20 protein-coding genes are annotated in these 15730 nt (G+C 65.1%); 7 read left to right on the forward strand and 13 right to left on the reverse strand.

Features of this window, described 5'->3' with window-relative positions; translation table 11 throughout:
* Positions 1-235: 235 nt before the first annotated feature.
* Complete coding sequence (locus WEA77_RS11330; RefSeq protein ID WP_291200150.1) at positions 236-580, reverse strand: P-II family nitrogen regulator; 345 nt, start codon at positions 578-580, stop codon at positions 236-238.
* 64 nt (positions 581-644) lie between these two features.
* Positions 645-1388 (reverse strand): class I SAM-dependent methyltransferase, encoded by a 744-nt coding sequence (locus WEA77_RS11335; RefSeq protein WP_368067991.1) that lies wholly within the window; start codon positions 1386-1388, stop codon positions 645-647.
* A 44-nt stretch (positions 1389-1432) separates the two neighbouring features.
* Here WEA77_RS11335 and gloB point away from each other — a divergent pair, with 44 nt between their 5' ends.
* From gloB to WEA77_RS11350, 3 genes are all read left to right on the forward strand, one after another.
* Positions 1433-2203 (forward strand): hydroxyacylglutathione hydrolase, encoded by a 771-nt coding sequence (gene gloB / locus WEA77_RS11340; protein WP_368067992.1) that lies wholly within the window; start codon positions 1433-1435, stop codon positions 2201-2203.
* Positions 2203-2646 carry a cupin domain-containing protein gene (locus WEA77_RS11345; RefSeq protein ID WP_368067993.1) on the forward strand — a complete coding sequence of 148 codons (444 nt, stop codon included), beginning with the start codon at positions 2203-2205 and terminating at the stop codon, positions 2644-2646. Before gloB ends, WEA77_RS11345 begins: the two co-directional genes overlap by 1 nt.
* 72 nt (positions 2647-2718) lie before the next feature.
* Entirely contained in the window at positions 2719-3150 is a 432-nt protein-coding gene (locus tag WEA77_RS11350; RefSeq protein ID WP_368067994.1) for a hypothetical protein, read from the forward strand.
* A 9-nt stretch (positions 3151-3159) separates the two neighbouring features.
* Here the strand turns inward: WEA77_RS11350 and phbB are convergent, their stop codons facing one another.
* On the reverse strand, positions 3160-3885 hold the full coding sequence (gene phbB / locus WEA77_RS11355; protein ID WP_368067995.1) for an acetoacetyl-CoA reductase: 726 nt from the start codon (positions 3883-3885) through the stop codon (positions 3160-3162).
* 145 nt (positions 3886-4030) lie between these two features.
* Here phbB and phaR point away from each other — a divergent pair, with 145 nt between their 5' ends.
* Complete coding sequence (gene phaR, locus WEA77_RS11360) at positions 4031-4609, forward strand: polyhydroxyalkanoate synthesis repressor PhaR (protein WP_368067996.1); 579 nt, start codon at positions 4031-4033, stop codon at positions 4607-4609.
* Positions 4610-4683: 74 nt separating this feature from the next.
* Here phaR and WEA77_RS11365 read toward each other — a convergent pair whose 3' ends face one another.
* Both WEA77_RS11365 and WEA77_RS11370 read right to left on the reverse strand, forming a co-directional pair.
* Entirely contained in the window at positions 4684-5151 is a 468-nt protein-coding gene (locus WEA77_RS11365) for a hypothetical protein (protein ID WP_368067997.1), read from the reverse strand.
* 206 nt (positions 5152-5357) lie between these two features.
* Entirely contained in the window at positions 5358-5732 is a 375-nt protein-coding gene (locus WEA77_RS11370; RefSeq protein WP_368067998.1) for a DUF983 domain-containing protein, read from the reverse strand.
* 121 nt (positions 5733-5853) lie between these two features.
* Here WEA77_RS11370 and WEA77_RS11375 point away from each other — a divergent pair, with 121 nt between their 5' ends.
* Positions 5854-6789 carry a prephenate/arogenate dehydrogenase family protein gene (locus tag WEA77_RS11375; RefSeq protein WP_368067999.1) on the forward strand — a complete coding sequence of 312 codons (936 nt, stop codon included), beginning with the start codon at positions 5854-5856 and terminating at the stop codon, positions 6787-6789.
* Between the two features lie 3 nt (positions 6790-6792).
* Here the strand turns inward: WEA77_RS11375 and WEA77_RS11380 are convergent, their stop codons facing one another.
* On the reverse strand, positions 6793-7365 hold the full coding sequence (locus WEA77_RS11380) for an ActR/PrrA/RegA family redox response regulator transcription factor (protein WP_368068000.1): 573 nt from the start codon (positions 7363-7365) through the stop codon (positions 6793-6795).
* Between the two features lie 56 nt (positions 7366-7421).
* On the reverse strand, positions 7422-8789 hold the full coding sequence (locus WEA77_RS11385) for an ActS/PrrB/RegB family redox-sensitive histidine kinase (RefSeq protein WP_368068001.1): 1368 nt from the start codon (positions 8787-8789) through the stop codon (positions 7422-7424).
* Between the two features lie 63 nt (positions 8790-8852).
* Between WEA77_RS11385 and WEA77_RS11390 the strand changes: the two genes are divergently transcribed.
* The gene (locus tag WEA77_RS11390; protein ID WP_368068002.1) at positions 8853-9482 is read left to right on the forward strand and encodes an SCO family protein; all 630 of its coding nucleotides are present in this window, start codon (positions 8853-8855) and stop codon (positions 9480-9482) included.
* A gap of 9 nt (positions 9483-9491) precedes the next feature.
* Here WEA77_RS11390 and WEA77_RS11395 read toward each other — a convergent pair whose 3' ends face one another.
* Positions 9492-10223 carry a glycosyltransferase family 2 protein gene (locus tag WEA77_RS11395; protein ID WP_368068004.1) on the reverse strand — a complete coding sequence of 244 codons (732 nt, stop codon included), beginning with the start codon at positions 10221-10223 and terminating at the stop codon, positions 9492-9494.
* A gap of 150 nt (positions 10224-10373) precedes the next feature.
* On the opposite strand from WEA77_RS11395, the gene WEA77_RS11400 reads away from it, so the two are divergent.
* The gene (locus WEA77_RS11400; protein ID WP_368068005.1) at positions 10374-12398 is read left to right on the forward strand and encodes an ArnT family glycosyltransferase; all 2025 of its coding nucleotides are present in this window, start codon (positions 10374-10376) and stop codon (positions 12396-12398) included.
* Positions 12399-12403: 5 nt separating this feature from the next.
* On the opposite strand, the gene WEA77_RS11405 is transcribed toward WEA77_RS11400, so the two are convergent.
* From WEA77_RS11405 to WEA77_RS11425, 5 genes are all read right to left on the reverse strand, one after another.
* Positions 12404-12967, reverse strand: a complete 564-nt coding sequence (locus WEA77_RS11405) for an HNH endonuclease (protein WP_368068007.1) — start codon at positions 12965-12967, stop codon at positions 12404-12406.
* A gap of 162 nt (positions 12968-13129) precedes the next feature.
* A complete protein-coding gene (locus WEA77_RS11410; protein WP_368068008.1) occupies positions 13130-13768 on the reverse strand; it encodes a DNA-3-methyladenine glycosylase in 639 nt (212 codons plus the stop codon).
* Entirely contained in the window at positions 13765-14502 is a 738-nt protein-coding gene (locus WEA77_RS11415) for a lysophospholipid acyltransferase family protein (protein WP_368068009.1), read from the reverse strand. Before WEA77_RS11415 ends, WEA77_RS11410 begins: the two co-directional genes overlap by 4 nt.
* Before the next feature lie 42 nt (positions 14503-14544).
* On the reverse strand, positions 14545-15417 hold the full coding sequence (locus WEA77_RS11420) for a cell division protein FtsX (RefSeq protein ID WP_368068011.1): 873 nt from the start codon (positions 15415-15417) through the stop codon (positions 14545-14547).
* Positions 15414-15730 (reverse strand): ATP-binding cassette domain-containing protein (locus tag WEA77_RS11425; protein ID WP_368068012.1); only part of this gene is annotated, 317 nt, incomplete at its 5' end. The genes WEA77_RS11420 and WEA77_RS11425, both read right to left, overlap by 4 nt.

A 15730-nucleotide genomic window follows, 5' to 3' on the forward strand; every position in this document is an offset into this window, starting at 1 on the left:
TGTCAGCCTATGAGCGGCGCGAGAATGGGCCGGGCGAACAGCTCGAGCCGGAGATCGGGGTTGCGTCGGCGGAGCCCTTCATTATCCCGGACGGCTACGAGATCATCGAATAGTCCCGAACAAGAAACGATCTGATGCAATCAGATCATTTGCTCCAGTTTTTTGACTTGTCGCAAATTTTTGCGCGCAACCGGTGCCCACTTAAGCTGGACTTGCCCCAGACGGCGGAAGCCGCTCAGCCGGAGATCGCCTGCGCGTCGCGCTCGCCTGTACGGATGCGCAGGATGCTTTCGAGGTCGTGCACGAAGATCTTGCCGTCGCCGATGGTGCCAGTATTGGCCGCAGCAGTGATCGCCTCGATCAGGCGTTCGGTGTCGTCATCGGCGCAGGCCAGCTCCACCTTCACCTTGGGCAGCAGGCGCACTTCGTATTCGGCGCCCCTGTAGACTTCCGTCTTGCCCTGTTGGCGGCCATAGCCGCGCACTTCGGTCACGGTGAGGCCGGTGGCCCCGGCTTCCGAAATTGCCTCGATCACTGCATCGAGGCGGCTCGGTTTGAACACGGCAGTGATGAGTTTCATGGCTTTGTCCTCGCGCCTGGATGCAGATGCTGCACTCGCGAAAATAATGTTACAATTCCGCGCGTCAATGCTCTTCCCGGCGTGCGGCCCTCGTGGGGCGGGCAATTCGGATGCGTTCCGTGACGGGAGCTGGCGCGCCGCCGCCGGGCGGGGCGTACAATCGCTTCACCGCTTCGATCAGGACGACGCCGCCAAAGCCGGGTGTCAGCATGCGTCCGATGGCCTCCCAGCCCTCGGCCGCAGAGGTGACGAGGCCGTGGCTGACAGGGGGCATGTAGAGCGCGCTGGAGGAGGCGGTGACCTGGAAGAGGCCGCCGGCGAGGAGGTTAGACAGCTGGCTGCGCGTCCAGGGCCGGCCTTGTCCGAAGGGTGTCTGGGTCGCCCGCGACCAGAGGCCGGCGCGATTTGCCGCGGCCAGCACGATGCGGCCTTCCGGCGCCGTGACGCGCCAGATCTCGCGCAGATAGGCGCGCGGGTCGCCGGTTTCCTCGAGGCCGTGCAGCACGATCACCCGGTCGAAGAAGGCATCCGGGAAGGGCAGTCGCGGATCGCCGACCGCAACGGAGGCATTGCCGCGCTCGCTCGCCTGCCAGCTGACGGGGCCGTGTTCAAAGGGAATCGCGGCAATCCGGCGGCCCGGCCCGGTGCCGAAGGCGTCCAGCGCGGGGATGGCATAGCCGAGCCCCAGCATGGTCAGGCCCTGCGCATCGCCCCACAGGTCCACCAGTTTTCCGGCAATCACGCGGCTCGCGGCCCGGCCGAGCGGTGACGCATAAAAGCGTTCGAGGGTGACGGCGTCCTGACGCATGGGCTAAAGTCGTCTCTCAGACCGCAACACGGGATAACGGGCACATGGGCATTTTCCTCGATATACACCAGTTTCCCTGCCTGAACGACAATTACGGATATCTGGTTCACGAGCCGGATTCCGGGGAAACGGCGGCTATCGATACGCCGGATGCCGAGCGGTATCTCGCCGAGGCGAAGCTGCGGGGCTGGACCATCACGCAGATCTGGAACACGCACTGGCATCCGGACCATGCCGGCGGAAACCTTCGGCTCAAGGAAGAGACCGGGTGCCAGGTCATCGGACCAGCGGGAGAAGCGGCAAAGATACCCGGGATTGATCAGGCGGTGAAGGGCGGGGACGTCGTAACGCTGGGCGATGCGCGCGCCGCGGTCATCGATGTACCCGGCCATACGCTCGGGCATATCGCTTTTCACTTCGCGCCGCAGTCGGCCGCCTTTGTGGGCGATTCGATCTTTGCGCTGGGGTGCGGGCGGGTGTTCGAAGGCACGATGGAGATGATGTGGCAGAGCCTGAAGAGGCTGAAGGCCTTGCCGCCGAAGACGCAGCTTTATTGCGCGCATGAGTACACGGCCTCGAACGCGCGCTTTGCGGTGACGATCGAGCCGGAGAACAGGGCGCTGAAGGAATATGTTGCCTGGATCGAGAAGCAGCGCGCCGGGAAGCTGCCAACTGTGCCGGCGCTGCTGGAGCGGGAGCTGGCGACCAATCCCTTCCTGCGCGCCGACCTGCCGGAGATGCAGATTGCGATGGGCCACCCGGGAAATGCGGCTGCCACGTTCGGGGAAATCCGTGGACGGAAGGACAAGTTCTGATGGGGCTCGCCCGGGCCGGGGATCTTGGCGCGAACGAGATCATCCGTCTGCTGAGTATGTCGCCGCATCCGGAAGGCGGCCATTATGCCGAGACCTTTCGTTCCGGCGGCGGCGGCCGCGCGGCGATGAGCGCCATTTATTACCTGCTGCAGGCCGATGAGCTGTCGGCCTGGCACCGCGCCGATGCGGATGAGGCCTGGCTCTGGCATGCGGGCGGTCCGCTGGCGCTGACCCTGTCACCGCCAGATGGGAAGGGTGCCTCATCGATGACGCTTGGCCCCGACCTGCGCGCCGGGCAGCGGCCGCAGGCTGTGGTGCCCGCCGGCCACTGGCAGACCGCCGAGACGCTCGGCCACTGGACGCTGGTGTCGTGCCTCGTGGCGCCGGGCTTCGAATTTTCCGGCTTCACGCTGGCTCCGGCGGGTTGGCGGCCGGAAGTTTAGGCCCCCGCGAGTTAGGTAATTCTTGAGTTTCCGCGCGCAGGATCAACTTCGCGCAAACAGGACAAGACCCGAATGTTCGGCAGACGGCCCCGCTACGATGACACGTTCGGCGTGCGTATGGATCTCGGCGCAGACCGCATGGATCCGATGTCGATGCGTCCGGCCGCCAAGTTGCAGGTGAGGGAAACCCTGCTCGTCGAGCGGCCGGGATCGATCTTCGGCGGATCCGGGCGGCGGGAGAGCGACCCGTTCGCTGCCTTACGCGCGAAGCCTGAACCCAGGCCCCTGGCGCCGCAGCGGGAACCGCGTCGTGCGGCGGCGCCGCGCGGCGAGGGCCCGAGGACGTTTGAGGACGACGTTCGCAGGGCCCTGCGACGCATGTCGGCGGCGCAGCGTATCGGCCTCAGCTTCATTGGGGGCTGGTTCCTGCTGGCATCCGGCCTCTGGGTTGTGGCGGCTGTGATCGCGGTGTTCTGGTTCACCCGGCGCAAGCGCGCCGGGTGAGGCCGGGGGTCAGCCAGCGATATACTGCGCGCCGTTCACGGTCATCGTTGCGCCGTTTATGAAGGCGGCTTCCTCGGAAGCGAGGTAGGCGCACATCGAGGCGATCTCTTCGGCCTTGCCGAGACGGCCGACCGGAATCGTCGAGATTATACCCTCGAGCACTTCCGGTTTCACGGCCTGCAACATCTCGGTGTCGATATAGCCGGGGGCGACTACGTTCGAGGTGATGCCTTTCTTTGCGCCTTCATAGGCGAGGGCTTTGGTAAACCCGATCAGGCCGGCCTTGGCGGCGGAATAGTTCGCCTGCGTAAACTGGCCTTTCTGGCCGTTGATGGAGGAGATGTTGATGACGCGGCCGAAATTGCGGTCGCGCATGCCGTCCCAGACCTGGCGGGTGACGTTGAAGGCGGAGGTCAGGTCCACGTTGATCACTTCCTGCCATTGGGCGAGGGTCATCTTGTGGAACGGCGCGTCGCGCGTGATGCCGGCATTGTTAACCAGGATATCGACCGGACCCACGCCGGCCTCGACCGCCTTCAGGCCTTCGCCGACTGCGCCATAATCGGCCACATCGAACTTGAAGACCTTGATGCCGGTGGCTTTCGAAAACTCGGCTGCTGCCGCATCATTGCCTCCATAGTTCGCTGCAACGTTGTATCCCTTGGCTTTCAGCGCTTCGCTGATTGCCTTGCCGATACCCCGTGTGCCGCCCGTGACCAGTGCCGTACGCGCCATTTCTGTTTCATCCCTTTGGTGTTTACACTTTCCCTTGCCTGCAACTTAGATACCGCATTGGTCAAGTCGAGCTTTTGTGCGACTATTTCGCAATAGCACAATAATTGCTTGCCCGGCGACGACCGGGCGACGGCGAGGCGAGGATATGGCGAAGACTGGCGGATCGGGCGGACTGATCATCATCAAGAAGTATGCGAACCGGCGTCTGTATGACACGTCGACCTCGTCCTATGTCACACTGGACCATCTGTCGGACCTCGTCCGCGAGGGCCGGGACTTTGAGGTCCGCGACGCAAAGACCGGCGACGATCTCACCCGGCAGGTCCTTACCCAGATCATCTTCGAGCAAGAGACCAAGGGGCAGGGCGCCCTGCCGCTGAACTTCCTGCGTCAGCTGATCGGATTCTATGGCGGCGGCGCTCAGACTTTCCTGCCGGCTTTCCTCGAGATGTCGATGAATTCGTTCTCGGACGGCCAGAAGGAATGGCGAAAGGCGGCCAATCCGATGAGCCTGTTCGAGGCGCAGGCCAAACGTAACATGGCGATGTTCGAGCAGGCGATGAAGATGTTCATGCCGACTGTTTTCCAGGCGAGCCGCACCGAACGCGCTTCGCCGTCTGCTGCCAACCCGTTCCTCGAATATCAGGCCGAGGCGATGGCCGCGATGCAGGAGCAGATGGAAGCGATCCAGAAACAGCTGAGCGACCTGGCCCGCAAGGACTGAGCTTCGCACATCTTTCCAACAAAAAAGAGGCGTCCCTCGGGACGCCTCTTTTGATTCCGGGCTGGCCCAAAGCCTCAGACGTCGCCGCCGACGCCGAAGTCGCGCCGCGCCGAGACGATTGTGACGATCACGCCGGCCAGCACATCCAGCAGTGTCATCGACATCAGGATGAAGAAAGTGGAGGTCGCGAAGTTCGGCATCAGCAGGAACTGCACGAGGCAGATGATGAAGAGCAGCAGCGAGATGCCGTGATTGATGATCGTGGCGGTGCCGGTGCTGGTCGATTTGAGGATTTCGAGGAAGAGGAAGGTGACCGCGAGCAGGACGATTGCGTCACCTTTGGTCAACACCCACTCGACACCGGAAATCATCGGCAGGCCGAGGAAGCGCTCACCCAGCAGGCCGGCAATCGGGGCCTGGCCTGCGCGGATCAGTTCGCCTGCCGCGCCGGTCGTTTCGACCGATCCGCCGACGAGGGCGATCAGGTTGTAGAGAATGACTGGTATGACCAGCAGCGGAAAAATTCCGAAAATCAAACGCATTGGCGACCCCTGTTGCTGCTTGCCATCATCACCCCCGCGCTGTGCGCGGTCCTTCTCCATTTTTGCAATGGCTGCGGCAGTGACTGCGATTTTCGTATCTCGAGATGCCACGGCCACCCTCTGGAGTGATCACTTACACCCGTGTGTTTACCGTATCACTGTGCAGATGGCGAGGGGATTTGCAGTGGTCCGGCCGGAGGGCGGGTTCAGCCGTCGCCGCGGTCAAATTCGGCTTGTCCGGACTTGTGATGCATCTGAAGGTTGAGAAGAATGCCCTTGGCAACGGGCAGCAGCCACATCGACAGGCCGGTGATCAGCAACGCCAGAACGACGATTGCTGCGACTTTCAATAGCGCGGGCAGGGGGCTCATCGGGATCAGGAACAGGAAAGGCGCGGTGATGATCAGCACGCTGAAGCCCACGAAAAAGGCGGGGCCATCGGCGGTGTCAGCGGCGCGCATGTCCCGGCCGCAGTGCGGGCAGGCCTCGTTAAGCTTCAGATAGGCCGAGAACAGGCGGCCCTCACCGCAGGCGCCGCAGCGCTGGCGCAGGCCGTTCTGGATCGGGGTGAGGTTGCTCATAGCAGCCAGATAGGCACGCCGCGCGCCGTCTGCACCGCGTCATAGGCCCGCGCCCCTTGACGCGCCCCGGCGGTTTGCCCACCAAGCAGCCGCGCCTGCCCCCACCAGAGAAGTGCCCCCCATGTCCGATCCTGTCTTTCCGCGCATAGCCATCATCGGGGCGGGCCTGATCGGCTCCTCCATTGCCCGGGCCGCGCGGGAATATGGCGCGGCAGGCGAGATCATTCTCTACGACGGCGATGCCGCAGTGCGTGCCCGTGCCGGTGAGATCGGCCTTGGCGACGTGTCGGGCACGCTGGAGGCTGCAGTTTACGGCGCAGATTGCGTGATCCTCTGCGTGCCGGTAGGGGCGCTAGGCGCGGTTGCAGCCGGCGCTGTGCCCGCGATGAAGGATGGCGCGATCCTGACGGATGTCGGCTCGGTGAAAGGTGAGGCAGCCCGGGCGCTGACGGCTGCCGCAGACGGCCGGATTCACATTATCCCCGGACACCCGATTGCGGGCACGGAGCAATCCGGCCCGGATGCCGGGTTCCCGACGCTGTTCCAGGGCGCCTGGCATATCCTGACGCCGGTGGTGACTGACGCGGCCGGCGAGGACGAGGCGCTGGCGCAGCTGACGGCTTTCTGGAAAGCTCTCGGCGCTAAAGTGGAATCAATGGACGCCGCCCGGCATGACCGCGTGCTGGCGATCACCTCGCACCTGCCACACCTGATTGCCTTCAACATCGTGGCCACGGCGTTCGACATGGAAACGGTGGAGCAGGGCGAAGTCGTCAAATACTCCGCAGGCGGATTTCGGGACTTTACACGGATCGCGGCCTCCGATCCGGTGATGTGGCGGGACGTGTTCCTGAACAACCGGGACGCTGTTCTCGAATGCCTCGGGCGTTTTTCGGAAGATCTCGCCGCGCTCCAGCGCGCGATCCGCTGGGGGGACGGCGACATGCTTATACGCGAGTTTACGCGGGCACGGACCATCCGCAAGGCGATTGTTGATGCAGGCCAGGACTCGGGCGCGGTGAACTTCGGGCGGAATGTTCCGAAGGCGGAGGAGTAGCCGCTAGCGCGGCGCGCGTTTCGCCAGGATGCGCTGTAATGTGCGGCGGTGCATGTTCAGCCGCCGCGCCGTTTCCGAGACATTGTGATTGCATAGCTCGTACACGCGCTGGATATGTTCCCAGCGGACGCGGTCGGCGGACATCGGGTTTTCCGGCGGGGCGGGGCGTTCGTCCTGGGTAGCTGTCAGGGCTCGGATAATGTCTTCCACATCGGCGGGCTTGGAGAGGTAGTCGACGGCGCCGGCTTTCACGGCGGCCACGGCGGTTGCTATGGCGCCGTATCCGGTGAGGATGACCGCGCGCGCATCCGGTCTCGACTTTTGCAGCACTTCGACGACTTCCAGCCCGCTGCCGTCCTCGAGGCGCAGGTCCAGCACGGCGAAGGCGGGCGGGTTGAGGCGGGCGATGTCCTTGCCTTCGGAGACGGTGGAGACCGCCGAGACGACAAATCCACGCTGCGCGAGGGCCCGGGCGAGACGCTGCACGAAGGGGCCGTCATCGTCCATCACGAGACAGGTCTTGTCCTCGAGCGCTTCGAGGCTCGGATGCACATTCACGGGGGCGGGGCGGTCCATGGGGCAGTTCCTGAAGGTAATTCCGGGTAAACACAATTATAGGGCCATTTGGCCCGCTAGTCCAAGTTGCGCGGCAATAAGGCGCTGAGCGGCCAGACCGCCTGTACAACGGCGCCCGTAGCAGGCGGCGTGCGGTTGCGCGAGGCAATTCGCCCGCCGGTGCGCTCGATCAGGGTCTTGGCAATGAAAAAACCGAGCCCCATGTCGCCGCCGCCGAGGCGCGCCTCCGATCGGTCGGAAATGTAGGGCTCGCCGAGTTTCGGGATCACTTCGGGCGAAAAGCCGGGGCCGTCATCGAGGATGGTGATGATCACCTGCTCGCCCGTCCAGCTGGCGGTGGCCTCGACGCGGGTGGCGGCAAAGCTGACGGCGTTCTCGATGAAGGCGCCGAGGGCATGCAGGATTTCCGGGCTGCGCTCGATCACCGGCGGGCGGGGTGTGCCGCCCTCGCCGGGATTGGCGCGCACGATGACCGCGACGCCGAGACCCTTCATCGGGGCTGCGGCTTCCTCGACCAGCGCGTCCAGCGGCATGCGCGCGTGGACGATATCGGCCGCGTCGCGCGCTTCGCGGATTGCCGAGAGGATGGCCCGGCAGCGGTCAGCCTGTTCGGCAATCAGGCGGATATCCTCGGCATGCGGATCATCGGGGGCGAGTTCGCGCACCAGTTCCTTGGCGACGAGGTGGATGGTGGCGAGCGGCGTGCCGAGTTCGTGTGCGGTCATGGCAGACATTGCGCCCAGCGCAGAAAGCTTCTGCTCGCGCGCCATGACGACGCTGGCGGCGTCCAGCGCGCGCACGAGGCGGGCTTCGTCCTGGCTGACGCGTCCGGCCGAGACGGTGAAGAATACGGTGCCGACCGCGAGCGCGGCGAACTGGCCCCACTGGAACAGTACGGGGAGGTGCGTGCCGCCGGCTTCGGTCCAGGGCAGGGGCATGCTGGCGAACGCCATGACAGCGGCGAGCAAGAGGGCAAGCGCCGCAACGAAGCTGGCGGGTACGAAGCTGAGGCTCAGGGCCGCCACGGTCACCGGCGCCAGGAGCAGCAGGAGGAAGGGGTTCGACAGGCCGCCGGTCACCGCGATCAGCGCGGCGAGTTGCACCGTATCGAAGCCAAGCTGCAGAGCGGCCTCCCAGCTATGCGTCAGGCGCTGCGACGGGAAGGCGAAGGAGAGGAAGACGTTGAGCCAGGCCGAGGCCGCGATGATGGCGAGGCAGAGCGCCAGCGGTAGCTGGAAGCCGAGACCGAAATAGACCAGCAGCACGGCAATGGTCTGCCCGCCCACCGCCAGCCAGCGCAGCGTGATGAAGGTGCGCAACCGCGTGCGCCCAAGCGCCGACTGCGCCGAGCCGAGCCCTTCGGGCGCCAGCGTGAAGATGGCGTCCTCGAAGCCTGATCGTGAATCGCGTGCTGCCTCGTCCATGGCCGGACTTATGCGGCAGGCTGTCGCTTGCGCCAAGCGAAGCTTTCGGCGCTTATGCCGGGCATGCGCATGCCCCTTCTTGCCTTGATGTTCGCCAGCCTCGCCGCCTGCGGTCCGGCCCCGGAAACCACTGCTTCGGCGCCCGCTGTTGCCGCCCAGTCCGGCGGCGCCCAGTCCAGCTGTCTCAGCCGCGCCTATCCGGAAATCGGCGGCCCCATCTCGCTGATCTCAAGCACGGGCGCGCAGGTCACGGAGGCCGACTTCAAGGGCCAGCCAACGCTGATCTATTTCGGCTTCACCTATTGTCCGGATGTGTGCCCGATGACGCTGACAACGGTGGCCGCTGCCTATCGCAAACTGCCGGAAAGCGTAGCGCCGCCGCAGACCCTGCTGATCTCGGTGGACCCCGCGCGTGATACGCCCGATGCGCTCGCCACCTATGTCGCCAACAAGGCCTTCCCGAAGGGGCTGCAAGGCCTTACAGGCACGCAGGCAGAGATCCGCGCTGCGGCTGATGCGTTCAAGGCGGACTATTCGCGCGTCGACCAGCCGGACAGCATGGCCGAATACACGATGGACCATACCAGCCTGCTCTACCTGATGGACGAGAACTGGCAGCTGAAGACCTTCTTCACGCATCAGGATACGGCCGACACGATTGCAGAGTGTCTGCAGCTAATAGAAAGCGAATAAGCGAAGCGCCTAGAATTCGTCCGCGCCGCCTGGATTGCGCCGCCGCCGGATCAGCCACATCACGCCGCGCAGGTCGCTCATCGCGTCCTTGAGGCGGCCGAAATTGGTGTAGTTTGATTTGCCGGTGCCGCGCGGGCGGTGGTTCACTTCGCGGAACTCGACATTGTGGCTTTCGGCGCGCATCAGGGCCGGCATATAGCGGTGCATGTGGTCGAAGTAGGGCAGCAGCATAAAGGCCGCGCGGTCCATTACCTTGATGCCGCACCCGCTATCGTCGCAGTCGTCACGCAGCATCCGCTGGCGGATATTGTTGGCAAACCGGCTGCCGAATTTCTTCCAGGCCGAATCCTTCCGGCTGCCCCGGCGGCCCATCACCATCTTCAGGCCGTGGGGGGCATCGGCGCGGGTCAGCTGGCGGTAGAGGTCCGGCAGGTCGGCGGGGTCGTTCTGGCCGTCGCCGTCCAGTGTGCCGACCACCGGCGCGCGCGCCGCGAGGATGCCAGAGCGGATTGAGCGGCTCTGCCCTGCATTCTGGCGATGGCCCAGCACGCGCAGCATCGGATACTGCGCCTTCAGCGCCATCAGCCGGGCGCGGGTATCGTCGGTAGAGGCATCGTCGACGAACAGCATCTCGAAGGCCCGGCCATCGAGCGCGGCGGCGATTTCGGCCACGAGGGTCGCGACATTGCCGGCCTCGTTATGGACGGGCACGACAACGGAAAATTCGGCAACTTCGGTCAATAGGCCCTCGTCACGGTCAGGGGCAGCAGCAAACGGCGCCTCTTACCGGGCCTTGCCTGCAAAATCGAGGCCCTGTGCGCATTTGGCCGGGGCGGGGACTTTCGGCCAATTCCGCAAGACGGCTCCCGAAACGTCGGCTAGAAGGCCGCCATGACCCTTCTCGACCGCCTTTCGACCGGCTGGAAAGCCTGGATCATCCTCTTCCTCCTGACCTTCGGCGCGGCCGCGCCCGGCGTCTTCCTGCTGCCGGCGCTGGACCGCGACGAGAGCCGCTTTGCGCAGGCCTCCAAGGAGATGCTGGAGGAGAATAATTACATCGTCATCCAGTACCAGGACGAGCTGCGCAACAAGAAGCCCGCCGGCATTCACTGGCTGCAGGCGGCCTCTACCGCGCTGACGACCGGACCTGGCGCAAAGGAAGTCTGGACCTACCGGGTGCCCAGCTGGCTCGGCGCCGCGCTCGGCACACTCGCCTGTTTCTGGGCGGGCATTGCCCTTGTCGGGCGGCGCGCAGCCTTCCTCGGCTCGGCCATGTTCGGCGCCACGCTGCTGCTCACCTCCGAAGCGCATATCTCGAAGACGGACGGCGTCCTCGTCTTCCTGACAACGCTCGGCATCGGCGCGCTGGGTCGGCTTTATCTCGGTACGGACAAACCGGGGCGGATGGCATTCCTGGTCTGGCTGACAGTCAGCGCGTCCTTCCTGATCAAGGGGCCGGTGACAATGATGGTTGTCGCCTATGCCGGGCTTGGCGCCTTTGTCTGGGCCCGCGCTGACGAAGGCAAAGGTGGAGACTGGTGGCGCCCACTGGCAGACTGGAAAGGCCCGGCGCTCTTCGTGGCGATGGTGCTGCCCTGGTTCCTCTGGATCCAGGCGGCGACCGATGGCCAGTATATCGAGGGCGCCGTCGGCAAGGACCTGAAGGACAAGTTCACCGGCGCCTCGGAAGGTCATGCCGGCTGGTTCCTTTATCACCTCAGCCATGTCCCGGCCTGGTTCTTTCCGGCTACACTGCTCTTCGTCACCGGTCTTGTGGCCTCGGTGAAACAGGTTGCCGGGGCAGGGGGGCTCAATACGGCGCCGGTGCGCCGCTACGGCCTCGCGGGCGCCGCGATCTTTGCCGTGCTCGTGCTGCTCAACTACGGCCTCGCGCTCGTGCCGCCGTTCGAATCAGGCGGTGTGGCCGAAACCCTCCGCACACTGAAGCCCTTGCCGGCCTGGCCTTTCCTGTTCATCGCTGCCATCTGGCTGATGGCGCGCGAAACACCTGCGGCGCGAGGCCCATCGGACGAAACCAAGGGCCTGCGCCTGCTGCTCGCCTGGAGCCTTCTGACCTACGCTTTCTTCGAATTGATGCCGACCCTGCTCAGCCATTACATCCTGCCGGCCTATCCGGCCTTCGGGCTGCTCTGCGGCTATGGCGCTGTGCGGATCATGGACGGCGCGCGCCTGCCGGTGTCGAATACCGTGGGCGCGGTGCTTTTCGTCGTCGGAGCGGGCCTTCTGCTGGCGGCGTCCTTTCCCGGCGTGACGACCTATCTGATGGCCGAAGCCGCCGGCGACTTCAAAACCGTGTCGGCGCAGGAAGTGCTCGCCGCCTGGACACCCTACCGGGATTTCCCGCTCTGGCTGTGGTGGGCAGGCTTTGGCCTTTCGGGTTTCTGCCTCGTCGAGTTTGCGCGCGGGCGTGTCGCCGCCGCGATCCTGCTCGGCGTCCTCGCCAGTGTCGCGCTTGGCTGGCATGTGCGCATCTTCATGCTGCCTTCGCAGGTCTGGGTGCAGCCCACCGAAACTGCGCGCCTGGCGCTGGAAGATGTCTGCGGGATCCCGGGTGAGGACGATGTCTGCAATGTGAAGACGCCGGCGCGCATCCTCGCGCTCGGCTATGCGGAGCCGTCCTATGTGCTGACCCTTGGCACGCAGAACCTCCACCCCCCGCAGACGCCGCTGGACCTGCCTCTGGACCCGGCGGCCTATCCCGTCGTCTATCTTCTGAACTTCGAGGACCGCAAGGCAGACGAACCGATGACGGAGACGGCTGCACGCCTGCGCGCCGAAGCCGTCCGGCTGGGCGCCTGCCTCACCGAAAGCCCGTCATATTATGCGCTGAACTACTCGAACGGCGACCCGGTGCATTTCAGGGCTTGGCGGTTCGACTGGGGCGGTTGTCCGTAGGCGGACTAACCCTCCAGTTCCACATCCCAGTAGAGATAGTCCATCCACGTCTCGTGCAGGTGGTTAGGGGGGAATTTCCGGCCGATGTCCTGCAGCTGGTAATTGTTCGGGCGATAAGGCCGACGCTGAAGGTCCAGCTTGCTTTCGCGCAGCAACCGGCTGCCCTTGGCGAGGTTGCAAGGGCTGCAAGCGGTCACGATGTTTTCCCAGGTCGTGCGCCCGCCCCGCGAGCGGGGCACCACGTGGTCGAAGGTCAGGTGTTCCTGCGCGCCGCAATAGGCGCAGACAAACCCGTCACGCAGGAACACGTTGAAGCGCGTGAACGCCGGCGGGCGGTCCTGCCGGACGAAATCCCGAAGCGCGATCACCGAGGGCAGGCGCAGCTCCCGGCTGGGCGAGCGCACAACGCAGTCGTACTCAGCGACGATGTCGACGCGGTCAAGGAAGACGGCTTTTACCACTTCCTGCCAGGGCCAGAGCGACAGGGGATAATAGGACAAGGGCCTGAAATCCGCATTCAGGACAAGGGCGGGCCGGCCATTCGGCGGCAGGGAAACGACTTCAGTCATGCCAGCCTCCCGGGCCGCGTGATTTCAGGAAATCCGAGCAAATCCTACAGAAGACGCGCTCTCCTTGCTTGTCCGGACCGGTGTCTAAACGATTCCTTTCAGGAGATTATGACAGCGAGGCCCGAACGCAAGGGGCTCCGGTCATCGGTCAGGGCAATCGCTTCAGGGGGTTGGATCACGGGCCCGGTCCAGATGCAGCCAGCCCCAGAGCAGGTGGGTGGCCGCCCCGCGCCATGGCCGCCAGCGCGCAGCATGGGCCGTGAAGGCTTTAGACTCCATCCGGGTTTCGTACTTTCCAAGCCGCTTGTGCGCCTCAATCAGGCCGACATCGCCGGCGGGAAAGGCGTCCATCGCGCCCACCGCGTAAAGCAGGAACAGTTCGGCCGTCCAGGGGCCAATCCCCCGCACGGCCAGCAGTTCGGCGCGCGCCTCGTCGAGCGGCGCGGCGCACACGCGGGCAAGATTGAGCTGCCCGCTGACCATCGCTTCGGCGATCGAGATGAGATGCGCCGCCTTTGGCCGGGACATCCCGCACAGCCGGATCGCTTCAGGATCGGCCTCCAGCATTGCCTCTGCAGTCACTTCGCCAAGATGCGCCTCAACCCGCGCCCAGATCGCAGCGGCGGCCGAGAGAGAAATCTGCTGGTGCGAAATCATCCGCCCCAGCATCGTGTAGCCCGGAATTTCCGAGCGCCAGACAGGCACGCCGATGGTGTCGTACGCGCGGGCGAGGGCAATGTCGGTCAGCGCAAGGCCTTCGCAGGCGGCCTTGAGCGCGCGCCGGCTCGGCGCAGTCGTCACCTTGCGCCGCGCGCGGCTTGCACTGCGCGGCCTTCGGCGATCAGGCGGTTTGACGCCGTCTCGAGGTCGCTTTCCAGCCGCGCCATAAGGGCCTTGCGGTCAAGGCCAGGGGGGATGGCGGGCAGCACTTCGTAGACGATCTTGCCTGGCAAGCGGCGCGCGCCCTTGGCCGTCCAGCAGACGCCTGCATTGGTCGCCACCGGGATAATCGCCACGTTCAGGGCCTTGTTGAGGGCCGAGATGCCTGCGGCCTGGTAGAGCGGCGGATCGTCCGGCGCGCGGCGCGTGCCTTCCGGGAAAATGACGATCGTGCGGCCTTGGGCCGCGCGCTTCTTGCCGGCGGCGATGATCGCCTTCAGGGTCCTGGAGGTGCCCTCCCGGTCAATCGGGATCATTCCCGTACTGAGGGCATACCAGCCTAGAAAAGGCGTCCACATCAGTTCACGCTTGAGGATATGGCAGCTGTCGCGCACGATGATGAACGGGATAAACACGTCCAGCATGCAATGGTGCTTGCCCGCATAGATCGCTGGTCCTTGCACCATGTTTTCCCGTCCGCGTATCTCAGTTTCGATTCCGCAAATCAGCTTCAAGCCAACCCGGACGATCTGCGCGTAAAGGGCGAGAGCATGCTGTGTCACTGCGCGCGGGAAAAGGACCGTCGGGATGTAGAGAATCCCGCAGACCGCCATCCAGCCATAGAGCCAGGCCAGGAACAGGTAAGATCGCAGCATTTGCATCGTGCTGGCCTGTAGCTTCTTGTCAGCCCGGCGTCACTACATCACCGACCTCAGCGAGCGCATCACCGTGATCCCGGCCGCCAGGCGGGCAGCTAGGCCGGCGATCACCGGTGTCAGCACCAGAACGGCGAGGTCGGGAAAATCCAGCGACAGTTGCGGCAACAGGCCTGTCCGCTCGGCGCCGGACCGCCCGAGGGCGATCAGCACCGCCACGCTGGCCAGCGCGACCAGCGCCCCCACGGTTCCAGCCCGCAGGCCCAGCAGCCAGAACCGGCGCTCGAACAGGCCCGCGATGAAGCGGTCCTTGGCCCCGGCCACATGCAGCACGTCCACGATGTCGCGCCGCGCCAGCAAGGCGCCATGGGTCGCAAAGGCGATCACGGCGATAGCGGTGGCAGATAGCAGCGCCACGATCGACAGGGCCGCGATCCGCGAGATCGACAGCATGTGGCGCACATCGCCCGCCCATTCGGAATGGGCGTCGACCGCCGCATCGTAGCCCGCGCCGTACAGCGCCGTGCTGATGCGGGGGCCAAGGTCATCGGCGTCCGCTGCGCCGGTCACCGCGATCAGGCGGGGGACGGGCAAGTCAGCCGGCAGGCCGCTCTTGCCGAAGTTCGGTTCCAGCAGGGCGTTGATTTCGGCGTCGCTGAACGCGCGGGCGGCGGTGACCCCGTCCAGGCCGGCCAGAAGGCGCGCCGCTGCATCGGCCGCCGAGGCATCGGCGGCGGAGAGGGATACAGTGTATTCGCCCTCCACTTGGGCCGTCCAGGCGCGCGCCGCGCCATATGTGGACTTAGCAGAAAGCGCCGCCAGCGCTGCGAGAAAGCAGAGCGCGCCGACCACGAAGAACAGGGCCGCCTCGCGGGCGTCCTCCAGCGGCAGCAGGGAATTTTCGCGCGGTTTCATGGCATCGCCCTCAAGGGATCGGTCCGTCGCCGGGCGGTGCGGGCTGCCTTTCCGTTTTCCAGCGCCAGCATGCCGTCCGCCAGCCGGTAGACCGGCGCATCGATCTGGCGGATCAGGCCAAGGTCGTGCGTGGCGATCAACACGGTCGTGCCGAGGCGCTTGTTGAGTTCATGGAAGAGGCGCATCAGGCGCGCCGCCATGTCGGGGTCGACGTTGCCCGTCGGCTCGTCGGCTATAAGCAGGTTGGGCTGGGTCACGACGGCCCGGGCGATGGCCACACGCTGCTGCTCGCCGCCGGACACGTCTCCGGGCG

This window comes from Hyphomonas sp. (assembly GCF_040882205.1).
GTDB lineage: Bacteria > Pseudomonadota > Alphaproteobacteria > Caulobacterales > Hyphomonadaceae > Hyphomonas.

Bases quoted from the DNA above. Each gene is read 5' to 3' on its own strand.
- WEA77_RS11330 (WP_291200150.1), bottom strand. From the start codon at position 580: ATGAAACTCATCACTGCCGTGTTCAAACCGAGCCGCCTCGATGCAGTG.
- WEA77_RS11335 (WP_368067991.1), bottom strand. From the start codon at position 1,388: ATGCGTCAGGACGCCGTCACCCTCGAACGCTTTTATGCGTCACCGCTC.
- gloB (WP_368067992.1), top strand. From the start codon at position 1,433: ATGGGCATTTTCCTCGATATACACCAGTTTCCCTGCCTGAACGACAAT.
- WEA77_RS11345 (WP_368067993.1), top strand. From the start codon at position 2,203: ATGGGGCTCGCCCGGGCCGGGGATCTTGGCGCGAACGAGATCATCCGT.
- WEA77_RS11350 (WP_368067994.1), top strand. From the start codon at position 2,719: ATGTTCGGCAGACGGCCCCGCTACGATGACACGTTCGGCGTGCGTATG.
- phbB (WP_368067995.1), bottom strand. From the start codon at position 3,885: ATGGCGCGTACGGCACTGGTCACGGGCGGCACACGGGGTATCGGCAAG.
- phaR (WP_368067996.1), top strand. From the start codon at position 4,031: ATGGCGAAGACTGGCGGATCGGGCGGACTGATCATCATCAAGAAGTAT.
- WEA77_RS11365 (WP_368067997.1), bottom strand. From the start codon at position 5,151: ATGCGTTTGATTTTCGGAATTTTTCCGCTGCTGGTCATACCAGTCATT.
- WEA77_RS11370 (WP_368067998.1), bottom strand. From the start codon at position 5,732: ATGAGCAACCTCACCCCGATCCAGAACGGCCTGCGCCAGCGCTGCGGC.
- WEA77_RS11375 (WP_368067999.1), top strand. From the start codon at position 5,854: ATGTCCGATCCTGTCTTTCCGCGCATAGCCATCATCGGGGCGGGCCTG.
- WEA77_RS11380 (WP_368068000.1), bottom strand. From the start codon at position 7,365: ATGGACCGCCCCGCCCCCGTGAATGTGCATCCGAGCCTCGAAGCGCTC.
- WEA77_RS11385 (WP_368068001.1), bottom strand. From the start codon at position 8,789: ATGGACGAGGCAGCACGCGATTCACGATCAGGCTTCGAGGACGCCATC.
- WEA77_RS11390 (WP_368068002.1), top strand. From the start codon at position 8,853: ATGCGCATGCCCCTTCTTGCCTTGATGTTCGCCAGCCTCGCCGCCTGC.
- WEA77_RS11400 (WP_368068005.1), top strand. From the start codon at position 10,374: ATGACCCTTCTCGACCGCCTTTCGACCGGCTGGAAAGCCTGGATCATC.
- WEA77_RS11405 (WP_368068007.1), bottom strand. From the start codon at position 12,967: ATGACTGAAGTCGTTTCCCTGCCGCCGAATGGCCGGCCCGCCCTTGTC.
- WEA77_RS11415 (WP_368068009.1), bottom strand. From the start codon at position 14,502: ATGCTGCGATCTTACCTGTTCCTGGCCTGGCTCTATGGCTGGATGGCG.
- WEA77_RS11420 (WP_368068011.1), bottom strand. From the start codon at position 15,417: ATGAAACCGCGCGAAAATTCCCTGCTGCCGCTGGAGGACGCCCGCGAG.